A 16364-nucleotide genomic window follows, 5' to 3' on the forward strand; every position below is an offset into this window, starting at 1 on the left:
ATAATAAGAGCCATAATCACAAAAAAATAGCAGATGGTCAATTTGACCACCTGTTATTTTTTTACCAATTAACAATTTTATCTACAATATTTTGTTGTTCAGTAGCTGTTTTCCTTAGATAAATTCGAGTAGTTTCTATACTTTCGTGTCCCATCAAATCTGCAAGCAAGGCAATATCATTATACTTCGATAAAAAATTCTTAGCAAATAAATGTCTAAAAGAATGAGGGTAAATTACTTTAGGATTCATTTTGTATTTATCAGCATAATTTTTTAACTGTTGAGCAACTCCTCTTGCTGTAATTGGTTCATTAAATTTATTCAAAAATAAATAACCACTTCGGCGATTTTCTGATTCTAACCAACTAAGACAACTATTTCTTAATTTTTTAGGAATGTACAGTCTACGAATTTTACCACCTTTTGAGTAAATGTCAAAATAACCGATTTCTACATGCTCTACTTTTAGCTTAATAAGTTCACTTACACGAGCCCCGGTTGCACCTAAAAACCAAACGACAAAATGCCATTTTAAAATACCATCTTTTTTCAAACTACGTTTAAGAAAAAGGTAATCAGCATGGCTAATGACATCTTCTAAAAACGGTTTTTGCTGTACTTTGACAAATTTTAATTTCAAATCATCATGACCAATAAAAGCCAGATATTTATTTACTCCTTGTAGTCGCAAATTAACAGTTTTAGGTTTAAAATTGTCTAATAAATATCCTTTGTATTCAAATAAATCTTCCATTTTGAGTTCGTAATTCTCCAAGAAAAATCGAACACCATAAAGGTACGAACGCACAGTATTTTCAGCTAAACCAGCTTTCTTCAAATGTAATTCAAAATCTTTCAACGTAAAACTCCTATCTTATGTTTGATAGAAATTCCACCGCACGTAAAACTATTATACTAAATTAGTGCGTCAATAATGGCGAAAGATTCTTCGATTTTATCAACGATTCTGGATTGTTCAGGAAGGGGTGGGAGGGGGATTAAATATTCTTTTATAGTTTTCGTTAATAATTCTTTTTGTTTTGTACTACCCGACGCTTTTTCTTCAATAACTGACTGAACAATAGGAGAGGAAAGAAAATTATAGATGAAATGGCAATTAGTAAACCCCGATAAGACTCTTATAACTGTAACATGGCTATCTGCAACAGCCCAGCCATAAGGATTTTTATTTTCATGGTAAATAGCTAATCGTCCTAACGTACCTAGGCCTGTTGAATTCCACATTAAATCACCATATCTTAGTAATCTTTCTTTCTGGTAACTATGAACTGTTTCGGGATCAATAAATCTTGCTAAGTCAATAGAAAAGCCAGACCATTGATTACATTTCTGAGCAATCACAGGGTATATAGGAATATTTGAATATTTTGGAGACTTCCCTCTTTGAATGTAGGAGCTTATATCGTTTAACTTCACCCATTCCCAACTTTCTGGTATTTCACAAGGTACTTCCTCATAATAAGAGTTATCATCTCCTTGGGAAACAATTGAAATCTCTAAATCTTTCTTTTTAATCTTACCTTCTTCGAAGAGTTTTTCCTTTTCTGCTCGTATTTTTTCAAGTAGAACTTCGACTGGTTCATCATTTGGGTCTTGTTCAACTAATTTTCCTTGCATAGCATATTGAAGAATAGATTTTTTTAGTTTATCTGGAAATTCTTTATCTAGCTGTTCTAGTCTATTATAACTTTCAGCATATTCATCTACTTTTTCTAAAGCTGATTCGATTACTTCTACTATGCGTTGTTGTTCGGATAGTGGAGGCAATAACATAGGAACTTCATATTTTAAAAATTTTATTGAAGCTAAATTTTTTATCGCTGAACCTATAGAATGCTCTTTTAGTGTATTAATCAAACTCGTAAACATCCATTTAAAATACTGTGAATCTATTATATCTGAGTTTAACGTAAGTTTTAATAATGCTTGATTTATAACTCCATTATAATAATTTGAAGGTATTTGAAAGATTTCTCCAATAGTACCTGCACAAGATATTAAAATATCTCCTGCTTTTATTGAAAAATTTTTTAAACGTATATAATCACTCTCTTTTAACCAATAGTCTCCATAATCTATAGTTTTTCTTATAGCATTACCTTGTTCATAAACCTTATATGTATGTTCTCCTTTCGGAACAAACATTGACTTTGTTATAGAACTACCAAAAGGACCTCTTTTTATTGAGCCGTCCTCTAATGCACAAATGTCTGGTAAATAAACTATGGCCCATCCTTTAGGTATATTATGTTTAAACTCTTTTATACTTCCATCAGCGAACTTCTCATAATGTTTCCCATCATCACCACGAAATATCTCAGTTTCCTTTTTATCTCGTTTGATTTTTCCTTCACTGATAAGTTTTTCTTTTTCAGCTTTAATTCTCTTTAATAATTCACTTGCAGGTTCGTCATTGGGATTTTGCGGCACTAATTTCCCTTCCATCGCTCTTTGGAGAATACTTGCTTTAAGTTGTTCTGGTGTCATTATTTATCCTCCAACAACTGCAAAATATCAGTTAATACATTATCAATCTTATGATTTAAAGTTGCTCTTTCCGCTTGATAATTCTGAATCAACTCAAAGGGATTTAAGATTTCCTCTTCCTCTTTTGGAAAACCACACTGGTCTAAATTATAATTCAACTCAGCCAATTCACTAGGTGTAAATGATTTAGATTTGTAGAACTTACCTTCCAGAATCTCTTCACGATTTTCCCACCAGTCACGAACAGGATTGAAGTGTTCTGACTTCATCGGCTTAGTTTTCGAGAAATTTTTATAACCATCTGGCATATCTAAACGATAAAACCAAGTTTCTTCTGTTTTCTTTGTTTTATCAAAGAAAAGAATGTTTGTATGGATTCCTGTATACGGTGCAAAGACACTATGAGGCAACCTAATAATCGTATGCAAGTTGAACTCATCTACCAGTTTTTGTTTCAAGCGAGTTTTTACACCTTCACCAAATAGAAAACCATCAGGTAAAATAACTCCAACACGACCATTTTCTTTCAAACGATACATAATGACAGCCATAAATAAATCAGCCGTTTCAGAACTCCGTAATTCTGCTGGAAAGTTATTTTTTATTGTTTCTAATTCTGACCCTCCAAAAGGTGGATTCATCATAATAATGTCAAATTTTTCATCATCCGTATATTCACGAACATTTTTCTCCAAAGTATTTCCATGAACAATTTTAGGGTCATCAATTTCGTGAAGAAACAGATTTGTAACTGCTAAAAGATGAGGAAATGCTTTCTTTTCAATACCAAAAACAGCTGTATTATATTTTTTGGTATCTTCACTAGTTTTACGTTGACTACTTAAACGGTTCAGAGTCGAAGTCAAGAAGCCTCCTGTTCCGCAAGCAAGGTCTGCCATTGATTCTCCAAGTTTTGGGTCAAGAACTTCGGCGATAAAATCAGTTGCTGCTCGTGGCGTATAAAATTCTCCTGAGTTCCCAGCATTTTGAATATCTTTAAGAATTTTTTCGTAAATATCATTAAACGAATGACGATCTTCAAGGCTGTTGAAATCAACTTCATCAATAACATTGATGACTTGGCGTAACAAGACGCCATTTTTCATATAGTTGTTCGCATCTTCAAAAGCTGATTTAACAATCGTTTTTCGAATAGGCATATTTGAAGTTATTTCAAGCTCTTTCAACTCTTTGAATAACTTGTTATTGACAAAATCAAGTAATTCATCGCCTGTCAATACCCGTTCCCCATTTTGAGAATGAGCCCAATTCCGCCATTTTAATTCCTCTGGGATAATTGACTTATACTCGTCTTCTTCTAATTCCCAAACCATTTCACGGCTATCATAAATTTTTAAGAATAATAACCAAGACATTTGCTCAATACGTTGAGCATCACCATTAACACCAGCATCGTTTCGAGTGATATCTTGAATTCTTTTTACAAATGATGTAATTGACATACTTTCCTTTCATTAAGCTACTGTAAATAGCTCTTTCTCCAATTCTTTAATTGCTTGTAAATATCGTTTTTTATCTCCAAAATAAGTATTGATGATTTTGAAGGTTCCACCATATATCTGAAATTCTGGAAGTTTTAATGTTTCAATACTTTCGAGTTCTCCAATACCTTTATCCATGTATTTGTCCAGTAAAATTTCCAAAACAGCACGCGCTTCCTCACTATATTTATATAAATATCCGCTTTGTTTGAGTTTATTGATACGTTCCGTTTTGGTTAATTCTTTTTGACCATAGGCAAGTTTTAGGAGTAAATCAAAATCATCGATTTCTTGTTCTGATATTCCCTCCGACTCTCGAATAGCATCTAGATAAACTCCTTTTTTATAAAGTTCGTCTAAGATAAGCTTCTTTTTATCCGCCGTATGCCAAACTGTGATAAAATCGTTCAAAGTGGCGTAGCTACCTAAGATATTCTTCCGAGTGTAGTCAGTCAGGCTTTCGGTAATCAGTTTCCCGTTTTCGTCCAATACTTGAACAGTAGAATTAAGAATGGTAACCTGCTTATCTGTAACGATATATTTTTCTATTGGGTCACCACCTTCGTTTACAAAACCAGGTGTAGTACCATTGTTTGTTTTTGCGCCCGTTTCCAGAACCTTCACTGGTTCACCATCAAAATCAGGGTCAGCAAACAAATTGGTAACATTTCTAAAATCAATAATCGTAAAAAATTCTTTCCCCTTTTGAGGATAAAGACGTGTGCCACGACCAATAATTTGTTTAAACTCAGTCATGGATTGGATATTAGAGTCTAAAACAATCAAACGACATGTTTTAGCATTAACTCCTGTAGTTAATAATTTAGACGTTGTTACAATAGCGGGAAAATTAGAATTGACATCCATAAAGTTATCCAGTTGAGCTTTTCCTTCAGCGTTGTCACCAGTTACTTGCATAATATAACGATAGTCTTCTTGGACTAAGTCTAGATTCTCTTTTATAAGTGCAGCACGCATTCGCTCGGCATGGTCAATATCAACACAAAAAACAATTGTTTTATCAAATCGTGCATTGTTTTGCTTCATATAATCAGAAACAAACTTGGCAACTCTTTGAGTTCTATCATCAATGACAATGGTTTTGTCAAAATCTTTCCTGCCGTAGTACCTATCTTCTATTAATTGTCCGTTAGCATCAACTTTTCTAGTTTCTGGACGATAACCATCCACATCCACATCTAAATTAACCCTCATAACACGATATGGAGCCAAAAAACCATCCTCGATTCCCTGTTTTAAACTATAAGTATAGATTGGCTCACCAAAGTATTCCATATTGGAAGCATTCTTGGTTTCTTTAGGAGTAGCGGTCATCCCAATTTGTGTAGCAGAACTGAAATAATCAATCACCTTACGCCAGTTACTGTCTTCCTTAGCTGAGCCACGGTGTGCTTCATCAATTATGATTAAATCAAAGAAGTCTTTGTCAAACTTTTGATAATGTGTTTCAGTTCCATCTTCACCAGTTAGTTGCTGATAAAGTCCTAGATAAATTTCAAAAGAATTTAATTTTTCAGGAGCAGTCAAAAGTTTTGGTGTAATTTTCGTCATTACCTTTTCGAATGGCTTAAAGTCTTCAGCCATCGTTTGGTCTACTAAGATGTTTCTATCCGCTAAGAATAAAACTCGTTTAGCCAAACCAGCTTTTCGAAGGCGATGAATAATTTGAAAAGCCATGAACGTTTTCCCTGTTCCTGTTGCCATCACAAACATTACTCGTTTTTGTCCTCTGGCAACTGTTTCAATAGTACGGTTGATAGCTATTTGCTGATAATAGCGTGGCGTTTTCATTGAGAAGGCGTCTGTATAGTATGGAGTTGAGATAGCTTCTGTAATTTCGTATGTCAATCCTTTTTCCTTCGTCATACGAGAAAATAATTCTTCACGAGTGGGGAATTCGTCTAACTCCAGCTCACGTTCTTCTCTCGTGATACGATCGTGTTCAATAAAGCCATCACCATTCGAAGAATAAACAAATGGAACATCTAAAATCTCTCCATATTCAATAGCTTGTTGTAATCCTGCTCGAACGCTGTGTTTATTATCCTTTGCCTCAACAATTGCAATTCGAGTTCCAAATTGGTAATACAGTGAATAGTCTGATTTTTTTCCTTCTTTACGACGAGCCTTATCTCCTCTAACCTCAATTCGACCATCAGTGAAGTATTCTTCGTAAGTGATATGCTCACCATTTTTCCATCCTTTGGATACAATAGCAGGAGTGATGAAATTTGCTTTAATATCCTCCTCACTCATTTCTTTCTTAGACTTTATAAACTCAACCATATTGAACCCTCCGCATTCTAAAAATATACTTCTCCATAAAATAAACTATCAGAACAAATTATACTTCTATTATATCATACTTATAAAAATACTCTGCTAAATTGTTGAAAATAAGTATACAATATACTTTAGCATCGAGTCGGATTATCTCCGCATAACACCGCTATTTTTCGCTGTTTTTGGCAGGCGACTTATTATCATTCTATAAGCACTTTCAGTCGGGCTGGTGAGCTATTTTTCAAAAATAAATAATCACATTTAAACATTTTGAAAGTATAAAATATCTACATCAGCCATTCAAAAACTGGTGTAAATTCTACTATAATATTTTAGCATGAATAAAGATTTTTTTATGTCAAACGGATTTTAACGAGGCGGATGCTTCCTATTTTGCTTCTCTTTTTAGCTCTACTACCGGTTTTCTCAAAGTTTGTCAGTGGAGGTAGTTCTTTCAGTTGGGAAGTATTTTTGATTTTCATAATAGATTGGGTTTTATTGATAGTTTTTGCGATTCAGATTTCTTATATTTTTTGGAGATTGAGTCAAAAGTGGAAAGAATTATCTAATAAATAACACCAGGCATGTTTTCTAATTTTGGGGTAAGACAATGAATAGCAGAGTAGAATTTCGGATTTTCACCATTGTTGATTTGGACAAGGAAGAAGAATATTTGCATGAGATGCACTTGAAAGGTTGGAGATATAGAACGAGTCGTTTTGGTTTTTTCTATTTTGACCAATGTCAACCAGACGATGTCATCTACTATATATATGATTCTAGATTTCTTAAAAAATATAAGCATGAACTGCAAGATTGTAGAAATAGAGGTTGGGAATTGATAGGAGCAGGTTCTTGTTCGATTCTTCGTAAATCGGCTTCTGATTTACTTCCAGAGGATCAAGTCTATATGAGTAAGGGGCTCAGATGGGAAGTTATGCGATATAGACTTCGTTCATGTGCAGCTGCTTTCTTAGGTGGTCTTGTTGTTTGTATGAGTTTGTTTCGAGAAGAACTGTCGCAACCTTTCTTTGTCATTTTTGTTCTATATGCCTTTATGATTTCTTATCTAATCTATGGTTATTTCAGACTAAAAAGGAAATATCAAGTAGATGGAAGGTGAGTTTCTCGGTCTTCAGACCGATTTTTAGCACTCTTGGCAAAAGAGTGCTAATTTTTTGAGTTTTTATCTTGACATTCTCTTTTAAGGGTGTATAATAGAATCATGAGTTAGCACTTGAGTATGTTGAGTGCTAATCGATCAGACAGAGAGGAGTGATGAGGTGGTTACAGAGCGTCAGCAGGATATTTTAAATCTGATTATTGACATCTTTACCAAAACGCACGAACCTGTCGGATCTAAAGCCTTGCAAGAGTCTATTAACTCTAGCAGTGCAACCATTCGTAATGACATGGCGGCTCTAGAAAAGCAAGGTCTGCTTGAGAAGGCTCATACTTCAAGCGGTCGGATGCCAAGTGTTGCTGGTTTTCAGTACTATGTGAAACACTCACTGGATTTTGACCGACTGGCTGAAAATGAGGTTTATGAGATTGTCAAAGCCTTTGATCAGGAATTTTTCAAGCTTGAGGATATTCTGCAAGAGGCTGCTAATCTACTAACAGACTTGAGTGGCTGTACGGTAGTGGCTCTGGATGTTGAGCCCAGCAGGCAACGGTTGACAGCCTTTGATATTGTTGTTCTGGGGCAACATACAGCCTTGGCGGTATTTACCCTAGACGAGTCTCGAACGGTTACCAGTCAGTTTCTGATTCCAAGGAACTTCTTGCAGGAGGATTTGCTGAAACTGAAGAGCATCATTCAGGAACGTTTCCTCGGCTACACCGTTCTAGATATTCACTACAAGATTCGGACGGAGATTCCGCAGATTATCCAGCGTTACTTTACAACAACGGATAATGTGATTGATCTCTTTGAACACATCTTTAAGGAAATGTTCAACGAAAATATTGTGGTGGCGGGTAAGGTTAATCTCTTGAATTTTGCCAATCTAGCAGCCTATCAGTTCTTTGACCAACCGCAAAAGGTGGCTCTGGAGATTCGTGAGGGGTTGCGTGAAGATCAGATGCAAAACGTCCGTGTTGCAGACAGTCAAGAGTCCTGTCTAGCTGACCTAGCGGTGATTAGTAGCAAGTTCCTCATTCCTTATCGGGGAGTTGGAATTCTAGCCATTATCGGTCCAGTCAATCTGGATTACCAACAGCTAATCAACCAAGTCAATGTAGTCAATCGTGTTTTGACCATGAAGTTGACAGATTTTTACCGCTACCTCAGCAGTAATCATTACGAAGTACATTAAGATTGAAATCATTAAAGGAGGCGAAAATGGCCCAAGATATAAAAAATGAAGAAGTAGAAGAAGTCCAAGAAGAGGAAGTTGTGGAAACGGTAGAAAAAACAACTCCTGAGAAGTCTGAATTGGACTTGGCAAATGAACGTGCAGATGAGTACGAAAACAAATACCTTCGTGCTCATGCGGAAATGCAAAATATCCAACGCCGTGCCAATGAAGAGCGTCAAAACTTGCAACGTTATCGTAGCCAGGATTTGGCAAAAGCGATTCTCCCTTCTTTGGATAACCTTGAGCGTGCACTCGCAGTTGAAGGTTTGACAGATGATGTGAAGAAGGGCTTGGAAATGGTGCAAGAAAGCTTGATTCACGCTTTGAAAGAAGAAGGAATCGAAGAAATCGCAGCTGACGGCGAATTTGACCATAACTACCACATGGCTATCCAAACTCTCCCAGCAGACGATGAACACCCAGCAGATACCATCGCCCAAGTTTTCCAAAAAGGCTACAAACTCCATGACCGCATCCTACGCCCAGCCATGGTAGTTGTTTACAACTAGGCAATTCTGACGGTTGTAACATACATAATAGAAAACTTGTCCGAAACGACAATAAACTATGAAAGAAAGATAAAAAAGTAGTTCAGCTTTGCAATAGTGAGCGAAGCGAACAAAAGACGATACTCTTCGCCGTGGCGCTATTTGCGAAAACTTTGAGACCTTAGGCTCAAAGTTTAGTCAAAGAGATTGACGAGTCAAGCTCTGACGGCGCCGCCACTTAAGAAGAGTATCTAAAAGAAAAATAGAATATAAAATTTAAGGAGAAAACACATGTCTAAAATTATCGGTATTGACTTAGGTACAACAAACTCAGCAGTTGCAGTTCTTGAAGGAACTGAAAGTAAAATCATCGCAAACCCAGAAGGAAATCGGACAACTCCATCTGTAGTATCATTTAAAAACGGCGAAATCATCGTTGGTGATGCTGCAAAACGCCAAGCAGTTACAAACCCAGATACAGTCATCTCTATCAAATCTAAAATGGGAACTTCTGAAAAAGTTTCTGCTAACGGAAAAGAATATACTCCACAAGAAATTTCAGCTATGATCCTTCAATACTTGAAAGGCTACGCTGAAGACTACCTTGGTGAAAAAGTAACTAAAGCAGTTATCACAGTTCCAGCTTACTTCAACGATGCTCAACGTCAAGCAACAAAAGATGCTGGTAAAATCGCTGGTCTTGAAGTAGAACGTATCGTCAACGAACCAACTGCAGCCGCTCTTGCTTACGGTTTGGACAAGACTGACAAAGAAGAAAAAATCTTGGTATTTGACCTTGGTGGTGGTACATTCGACGTCTCTATCCTTGAATTGGGTGACGGTGTCTTCGATGTATTGTCAACTGCAGGGGACAACAAACTTGGTGGTGACGACTTTGACCAAAAAATCATCGATCACTTGGTAGCAGAATTCAAGAAAGAAAACGGTATTGACTTGTCTACTGACAAGATGGCAATGCAACGTTTGAAAGATGCTGCTGAAAAAGCGAAGAAAGACCTTTCTGGTGTGACTTCAACTCAAATCAGCTTGCCATTTATCACTGCAGGTGAGGCTGGACCTCTTCACTTGGAAATGACTTTGACTCGTGCGAAATTTGACGATTTGACTCGTGACCTTGTAGAACGTACAAAAGTTCCAGTTCGTCAAGCCCTTTCGGATGCAGGTTTGAGCTTGTCAGAAATCGACGAAGTGATCCTTGTTGGTGGTTCAACTCGTATCCCAGCCGTTGTTGAAGCTGTTAAAGCTGAAACTGGTAAAGAACCAAACAAATCAGTAAACCCTGATGAAGTAGTTGCTATGGGTGCGGCTATCCAAGGTGGTGTGATTACTGGTGATGTCAAAGACGTTGTCCTTCTTGACGTAACACCATTGTCACTTGGTATCGAAACAATGGGTGGTGTATTCACAAAACTCATCGACCGCAACACTACTATTCCAACATCTAAATCACAAGTCTTCTCAACTGCGGCAGACAACCAACCAGCCGTTGATATCCACGTTCTTCAAGGTGAACGCCCAATGGCAGCAGATAACAAGACTCTTGGACGTTTCCAATTGACAGATATCCCAGCTGCACCTCGTGGAATTCCTCAAATCGAAGTAACATTTGACATCGACAAGAACGGTATCGTGTCTGTTAAGGCCAAAGACCTTGGAACTCAAAAAGAACAAACTATTGTCATCCAATCTAACTCAGGTTTGACTGACGAAGAAATCGACCGCATGATGAAAGATGCAGAAGCTAATGCTGAAGCAGATAAAAAACGTAAAGAAGAAGTTGACCTTCGTAACGAAGTAGACCAAGCGATCTTTGCGACTGAAAAGACAATCAAGGAAACTGAAGGCAAAGGCTTCGACGCAGAACGTGACGCTGCCCAAGCTGCCCTTGATGACCTTAAGAAAGCGCAAGAAGACAACAACTTGGACGACATGAAAGCAAAACTTGAAGCATTGAACGAAAAAGCTCAAGGACTTGCTGTTAAACTTTACGAACAAGCCGCCGCAGCCCAACAAGCTCAAGCAGGAGCAGAAGGCACACAAGCAACAGGAAACGCAGGCGATGACGTCGTAGACGGAGAGTTTACGGAAAAATAAGATGCAAAGCCCGTTAAAACCTCACAGTGAAAATAGGAAATCTGACGCAGAAACTTTAGTTTCTAGGAAGATTTGTCTTTTTCACCAAGAGGTTAGGGAGTGCTCGATTTAGCATTACTAGTTTGATTTTTAAAACTTGAACGTCGTAATGATAGGAAGAAATCCAGAGGTTGCAACCCAGCCTCTGTTTTTCGATAAAAAGGACCTAAACCTGATTTATTTGGGGTTTGTCTCATCAATATGACATACAGAAATTGAACCCGATCTAAATCGAAGTTTGATTCAAAATATCAATAGAAAGGAACAATGGTGTTCAGGGAATTGAACACGGGTTCCCATATTTCTTACTCAATATAACAGAAAGGAATTGAACCCGACCTAAATTCTCGGAAAAAAGATAAATCTGCCTAGGAGCATCGCTCCAGCGTCAGATTTCCTATTTTTCAGTCGAATTTTACGGTCTTGGTATCTTGTATGAACAATACTGAATTTTATGATCGTCTGGGGGTGTCAAAAAACGCTTCGGCAGACGAGATCAAAAAGGCTTATCGTAAGCTTTCTAAAAAATACCACCCAGATATCAACAAGGAGCCTGGTGCTGAGGAAAAATACAAGGAAGTTCAAGAAGCATATGAGACTTTGAGTGACGACCAAAAACGGGCTGCCTATGACCAATATGGTGCTGCAGGCGCCAATGGTGGATTTGGAGGCTTCGGTGGTGGAGCTGGCGGTTTCAACGGGGCAGGTGGCTTCGGTGGTTTTGAAGATATCTTCTCAAGTTTCTTCGGCGGAGGCGGTACTTCACGCAATCCAAATGCTCCTCGTCAGGGGGATGACCTCCAATACCGTGTGAATTTGACCTTTGAAGAAGCTATTTTTGGAGCTGAAAAAGAAGTCAAATATAACCGTGAAGCTAGCTGTCGTACATGTAATGGCTCAGGTGCTAAGCCAGGAACAAGTCCAGTCACTTGTGGACGCTGTCATGGTGCTGGTGTCATTAACGTCGATACACAGACTCCGCTTGGTATGATGCGTCGCCAAGTAACCTGTGATGTCTGTCATGGTCGCGGAAAAGAAATCAAAGATCCATGTACAACTTGTCACGGAACAGGTCATGAAAAACAAGCCCATAGTGTACATGTAAAAATCCCTGCTGGTGTGGAAACTGGTCAACAAATTCGCCTAGCCGGTCAGGGTGAAGCAGGATTTAATGGTGGACCATACGGTGACTTGTATGTAGTAGTTTCTGTGGAAGCCAGCGACAAGTTTGAACGTGAAGGCACGACTATCTTCTACAATCTCAACCTCAACTTTGTCCAAGCCGCTCTTGGTGATACAGTTGATATCCCAACTGTTCACGGTGATGTTGAATTGGTTATCCCAGAGGGAACTCAGACTGGTAAGAAATTCCGTTTACGTGGTAAGGGAGCTCCGAGTCTTCGTGGTGGTGCTGTTGGTGACCAATACGTTACCGTTAATGTCGTAACACCGACAGGCTTGAACGACCGTCAAAAAGTAGCCTTGAAAGAATTCGCAGCTGCAGGTGATTTAAAAGTCAATCCAAAGAAAAAAGGCTTCTTTGACCATATTAAAGATGCCTTTGATGGAGAATAAAGTAAAAAGAGCCGATGAGCTCTTTTTGTTTATAGATTTTTTAAGACTTTCCTTAAGTAATGACGGACGGTAGCGCCCTTCTTCGAAGTTCCATACCTAAACTTTGAGCCTAGGTCTCAAAGTTTCCGAACACCTGAAACCAAGCTATTTCAGGTGTTTTCATTACGGCGGAAAGTCTGGGAAAGTCTTCGATTTAGTTATGAAACGGTGAATGATACTCTTCAAAAATCTCTTCAAACCACGTCAGCGTCGACTTGTCGTACTCAAGTACTACCTGCGTCTAGCTTTCTAGTTTGCCCTTTGATTTTTATTGAGTATGAGTTTTCTAAATTATGATGTATAGTTGATGGGATATAACTTGTTTACCTTTTAAAAAAGAGCCGATTGGCTCTTTTTACTTATCTTTAAGTTCCTGTGTTTCTTTGATCACAGCTAGTCTAGTCTGGATATCTTTTTCCAAGACCTTAAACTTGTAAGTCAGGTCTTCTTGGTATTCCTTGATGAGTTCTTTTTGTTGGTCGATGATTTGCAGGCTGTTTTGGATAATATCCACATCATCCTTGATAGCTTGAACGCGGTCAGTGGTATTCAAGACTTCATCTGTGATGGTTTGGCGATTTTTTGTGATCAGATAACTTCCAGCTGCAGCTCCTGCAAATAACAGTAGGTTGGATAATTTCATGGCAACTCCTTAGGCGTTTTTGATAGTTTCAGCAACTTGAGCAAGTTTGTCAAAGTCTGGTTCGTGGGCGATAAAATCAATCTTGAGGTCATCGTCTGCACTGTAGCGAGGCACGAGGTGAACGTGGGTATGAAAGACGGTTTGTCCTGCGATTTCTTCACAGTTGGCAATGATATTCATACCAGCAGCCTTGGTAGCTTTCATGACTTTTTGAGCTACTTTTGGTACTTGGGCAAAGAGTTGGCTGGCGCTAGTAGCGTTCATTTCCAAAAGATTGCGATAGTGTTCTTTTGGCACGACCAAGGTATGTCCTGGTGTCACTTGAGAGATATCAAGAAAGGCAAGAACCTGCTCATCTTCGTATACTTTTGAAGCAGGAATTTCCCCTGCGATGATTTTACAAAAAATGCAATCTGACATAAAATCTACCTCTACTGTATTGAATTTTGATATAATATAGCTACATTATACCAGATTTGGAGAAAATATGTTAGAAATTAAAAACCTGACAGGTGGTTATGTTCATGTCCCTGTCTTGAAAGATGTGTCCTTTACTGTTGAAAGTGGGCAGTTGGTCGGTTTGATTGGTCTCAATGGTGCTGGTAAATCGACGACTATCAATGAGATTATCGGTCTGTTGACACCTTATAGTGGTTCCATCAATATCAATGGCTTGACCTTGCAAGAAGACGCGACTAGCTACCGCAAGCAGATTGGCTACATTCCTGAGACACCTAGTCTGTATGAGGAATTGACCCTCAGAGAGCATATCGAAACGGTTGCTATGGCTTATGGTATTGACCAGAAAGTGGCTTTTGATCGAGTGGAACCTTTGTTAAAAATGTTCCGTCTGGACCAGAAATTAGATTGGTTCCCTGTTCATTTTTCAAAAGGGATGAAGCAAAAGGTCATGATTATCTGTGCTTTTGTGGTGGATCCGAGTCTCTTCATCGTGGATGAGCCTTTCCTTGGTCTTGATCCGCTGGCTATTGCGGACTTGATTCAGCTTTTGGAAGTGGAAAAGCAAAAAGGCAAGTCCATTCTCATGAGTACCCACGTGCTGGATTCGGCTGAGAAGATGTGTGATGCTTTTGTCATTCTTCACAAAGGGGAAGTGCGTGCCAAGGGGAATTTAGCGCAACTGCGCGAAGCCTTTGATATGCCTGAGGCTAGTTTGAATGATATTTACTTGGCTCTGACCAAAGAGGAGGAGCTATGAAAGACTTGTTTTTAAAGAGAAAGCAGGCTTTTCGTAAGGAGTGTCTTGGTTATTTGCGCTATGTTCTCAATGACCACTTTGTCTTGTTCCTGCTTGTTCTGCTGGGCTTTCTAGCCTACCAATACAGTCAACTCTTACAACATTTTCCTGAAAATCATTGGCCTATCCTTTTATTTGTAGGAATTACGTCTGTTTTACTTTTGCTTTGGGGAGGAATTGCCACCTATATGGAGGCTCCAGACAAGCTCTTTCTCTTGGTCGGAGAAGAGGAAATCAAACTCCATCTCAAGCGTCAAACTGGCATTTCCCTAGTCTTTTGGCTCTTTGTACAGACCCTTTTCTTGCTTTTATTTGCGCCCTTATTTTTAGCCATGGGTTATGGCTTGCCAGTTTTTCTGGTCTATGTGCTTTTATTGGGGGTAGGAAAATATTTCCTCTTTCGTCAAAAGGCCAGCAAATTTTTCACTGAAACTGGACTAGACTGGGACTATGTCATTTCCCAAGAAAGCAAGCGCAAGCAAGTCTTGCTTCGTTTCTTTGCCCTCTTTACGCAGGTAAAGGGAATTTCAAACAGTGTCAAGCGTCGTGCCTATCTGGACTTTATCCTAAATACTGTTCAGAAGGTGCCTGGGAAGATTTGGCAAAATCTCTATCTGCGTTCTTATCTGCGAAATGGAGACCTCTTTGCTCTCAGTCTCCGTTTGCTCTTACTTTCCTTGCTGGCACAGGTTTTTATTGAGCAAGCTTGGATTGCGACAGCAGTGGTAGTTCTCTTTAACTACCTCTTGCTCTTCCAGTTGCTGGCCCTCTATCATGCCTTTGACTACCAGTATTTGACCCAACTCTTTCCGCTGGACAAGGGGCAAAAGGAAAAAGGCTTGCAGGCAGTGGTCAGAGGATTGACCAGTTTGGTCTTAGTAGTGGAATTAGTTGTTGGGTTGATTACCTTCCAAGAAAAACTAGCCCTTTTAGCCTTACTGGGAGCTGGTTTGGTTTTACTAGTTTTGTACCTACCTTATCAGGTAAAACGTCAGATGCAGGACTAACATTTCTTATATGACACTAAAAAAGAAGTTGAGTTCAGTTTGTCTCAACTTCTTTTATTTTCTACAGGATAATGGTTGGTCCGTAGAGACTCAACTTGGTCTTGACTTGGTCAAAGTGGAAGCGGTCATAGGTCCGCCAAGCGGCGCGAGTTGGAGCGTCTGGATTGAGAGCGCTGAGTCCCATGAGAAGACTGGAAGTCTGGTAGAATTTTTCCAGTTCAATCAAGACTCGATTATCCACTGTTTCAGCCTTAGCTAGAAAGCCAAGAATAGAGTTTAATTGCTCCTGAAAGCGGACGTCGTCAGCGGTTGCCTGTTTGCATGCTTGGTAGGCTTTGTTTAAGTCAGTAATCAAAGTCTGAGCTCTTTTGATGGGGTCTGTATCTGTCATGAGAATTCCTCCTCTAATCTGGGTGCTAGTCTTGGTTCTAGCAACTGTATTTTGATACTGTCAGTCTATCACTTTTATCTCCTTTTTCACCATCAAATCTTTAATTGTTCTTGAAATTTCCTGAATGGTACTGTT

At 38.7% G+C, this 16364-nt stretch carries 14 protein-coding genes; 7 read left to right on the plus strand and 7 right to left on the minus strand.

All coding sequences use genetic code 11. The features are described 5' to 3' along the window. Positions 1-61: 61 nt before the first annotated feature. Genes psrA through HT728_RS06575 form a run of 4 tightly spaced genes read right to left on the minus strand, consistent with a single transcriptional unit; the run spans position 62 to position 6317 of the window. A complete protein-coding gene (psrA, locus tag HT728_RS06560) occupies positions 62-859 on the minus strand; it encodes a tyrosine-type DNA invertase PsrA (RefSeq protein WP_000651180.1) in 798 nt (265 codons plus the stop codon). A gap of 56 nt (positions 860-915) precedes the next feature. Continuing rightward, entirely contained in the window at positions 916-2508 is a 1593-nt protein-coding gene (locus HT728_RS06565; protein WP_173234421.1) for a restriction endonuclease subunit S, read from the minus strand. Next, positions 2508-3971 carry a class I SAM-dependent DNA methyltransferase gene (locus HT728_RS06570; RefSeq protein WP_173234423.1) on the minus strand — a complete coding sequence of 488 codons (1464 nt, stop codon included), beginning with the start codon at positions 3969-3971 and terminating at the stop codon, positions 2508-2510. The genes HT728_RS06565 and HT728_RS06570 overlap by 1 nt, the downstream gene beginning before the upstream one ends. Positions 3972-3983: 12 nt before the next feature. After that, positions 3984-6317, minus strand: coding sequence for a DEAD/DEAH box helicase family protein (locus HT728_RS06575; protein ID WP_173234425.1), 2334 nt, complete (start codon positions 6315-6317; stop codon positions 3984-3986). 607 nt (positions 6318-6924) lie between these two features. On the opposite strand from HT728_RS06575, the gene HT728_RS06580 reads away from it, so the two are divergent. The 5 genes from HT728_RS06580 to dnaJ all read left to right on the plus strand — a co-directional run bounded on the left by HT728_RS06580 (position 6925) and on the right by dnaJ (position 12891). Then, positions 6925-7437 (plus strand): DUF2812 domain-containing protein, encoded by a 513-nt coding sequence (locus HT728_RS06580; RefSeq protein ID WP_173234427.1) that lies wholly within the window; start codon positions 6925-6927, stop codon positions 7435-7437. A gap of 160 nt (positions 7438-7597) precedes the next feature. Beyond that, on the plus strand, positions 7598-8632 hold the full coding sequence (gene hrcA, locus HT728_RS06585) for a heat-inducible transcriptional repressor HrcA (protein WP_057487506.1): 1035 nt from the start codon (positions 7598-7600) through the stop codon (positions 8630-8632). Positions 8633-8658: 26 nt separating this feature from the next. Further along, entirely contained in the window at positions 8659-9183 is a 525-nt protein-coding gene (gene grpE / locus HT728_RS06590) for a nucleotide exchange factor GrpE (protein ID WP_173234429.1), read from the plus strand. 270 nt (positions 9184-9453) lie between these two features. Further along, positions 9454-11277, plus strand: coding sequence for a molecular chaperone DnaK (gene dnaK, locus HT728_RS06595; protein ID WP_173234430.1), 1824 nt, complete (start codon positions 9454-9456; stop codon positions 11275-11277). 474 nt (positions 11278-11751) lie between these two features. Then, the gene (dnaJ, locus tag HT728_RS06600; RefSeq protein WP_173234432.1) at positions 11752-12891 is read left to right on the plus strand and encodes a molecular chaperone DnaJ; all 1140 of its coding nucleotides are present in this window, start codon (positions 11752-11754) and stop codon (positions 12889-12891) included. 394 nt (positions 12892-13285) lie between these two features. Here dnaJ and HT728_RS06605 read toward each other — a convergent pair whose 3' ends face one another. Together HT728_RS06605 and HT728_RS06610 are read right to left on the minus strand one after the other, a co-directional pair. Beyond that, positions 13286-13573, minus strand: a complete 288-nt coding sequence (locus HT728_RS06605) for a hypothetical protein (protein WP_173234434.1) — start codon at positions 13571-13573, stop codon at positions 13286-13288. 9 nt (positions 13574-13582) lie between these two features. After that, positions 13583-13993: an HIT family protein gene (locus HT728_RS06610; protein ID WP_050275810.1), complete on the minus strand. Its 411-nt coding sequence runs from the start codon at positions 13991-13993 to the stop codon at positions 13583-13585. Between the two features lie 67 nt (positions 13994-14060). Between HT728_RS06610 and HT728_RS06615 the strand changes: the two genes are divergently transcribed. Continuing rightward, positions 14061-14792 carry an ABC transporter ATP-binding protein gene (locus tag HT728_RS06615; protein ID WP_173234436.1) on the plus strand — a complete coding sequence of 244 codons (732 nt, stop codon included), beginning with the start codon at positions 14061-14063 and terminating at the stop codon, positions 14790-14792. After that, positions 14789-15838, plus strand: a complete 1050-nt coding sequence (locus HT728_RS06620; RefSeq protein ID WP_173234438.1) for an ABC transporter permease — start codon at positions 14789-14791, stop codon at positions 15836-15838. The genes HT728_RS06615 and HT728_RS06620 overlap by 4 nt, the downstream gene beginning before the upstream one ends. Positions 15839-15899: 61 nt before the next feature. Here HT728_RS06620 and HT728_RS06625 read toward each other — a convergent pair whose 3' ends face one another. Next, positions 15900-16229, minus strand: coding sequence for a helicase BlpT (locus HT728_RS06625; protein WP_173234440.1), 330 nt, complete (start codon positions 16227-16229; stop codon positions 15900-15902). Between the last annotated feature and the right edge of the window lie 135 nt (positions 16230-16364).

The sequence above is a fragment of the Streptococcus sp. 544 genome, from assembly GCF_013277385.1.
GTDB lineage: Bacteria > Bacillota > Bacilli > Lactobacillales > Streptococcaceae > Streptococcus > Streptococcus mitis_BA.

Bases quoted from the DNA above. Each gene is read 5' to 3' on its own strand.
- HT728_RS06620 (WP_173234438.1), top strand. From the start codon at position 14,789: ATGAAAGACTTGTTTTTAAAGAGAAAGCAGGCTTTTCGTAAGGAGTGT.
- HT728_RS06625 (WP_173234440.1), bottom strand. From the start codon at position 16,229: ATGACAGATACAGACCCCATCAAAAGAGCTCAGACTTTGATTACTGAC.
- HT728_RS06605 (WP_173234434.1), bottom strand. From the start codon at position 13,573: ATGAAATTATCCAACCTACTGTTATTTGCAGGAGCTGCAGCTGGAAGT.
- HT728_RS06610 (WP_050275810.1), bottom strand. From the start codon at position 13,993: ATGTCAGATTGCATTTTTTGTAAAATCATCGCAGGGGAAATTCCTGCT.
- HT728_RS06615 (WP_173234436.1), top strand. From the start codon at position 14,061: ATGTTAGAAATTAAAAACCTGACAGGTGGTTATGTTCATGTCCCTGTC.
- dnaK (WP_173234430.1), top strand. From the start codon at position 9,454: ATGTCTAAAATTATCGGTATTGACTTAGGTACAACAAACTCAGCAGTT.
- HT728_RS06575 (WP_173234425.1), bottom strand. From the start codon at position 6,317: ATGGTTGAGTTTATAAAGTCTAAGAAAGAAATGAGTGAGGAGGATATT.
- HT728_RS06565 (WP_173234421.1), bottom strand. From the start codon at position 2,508: ATGACACCAGAACAACTTAAAGCAAGTATTCTCCAAAGAGCGATGGAA.
- HT728_RS06580 (WP_173234427.1), top strand. From the start codon at position 6,925: ATGAATAGCAGAGTAGAATTTCGGATTTTCACCATTGTTGATTTGGAC.
- grpE (WP_173234429.1), top strand. From the start codon at position 8,659: ATGGCCCAAGATATAAAAAATGAAGAAGTAGAAGAAGTCCAAGAAGAG.
- dnaJ (WP_173234432.1), top strand. From the start codon at position 11,752: ATGAACAATACTGAATTTTATGATCGTCTGGGGGTGTCAAAAAACGCT.
- HT728_RS06570 (WP_173234423.1), bottom strand. From the start codon at position 3,971: ATGTCAATTACATCATTTGTAAAAAGAATTCAAGATATCACTCGAAAC.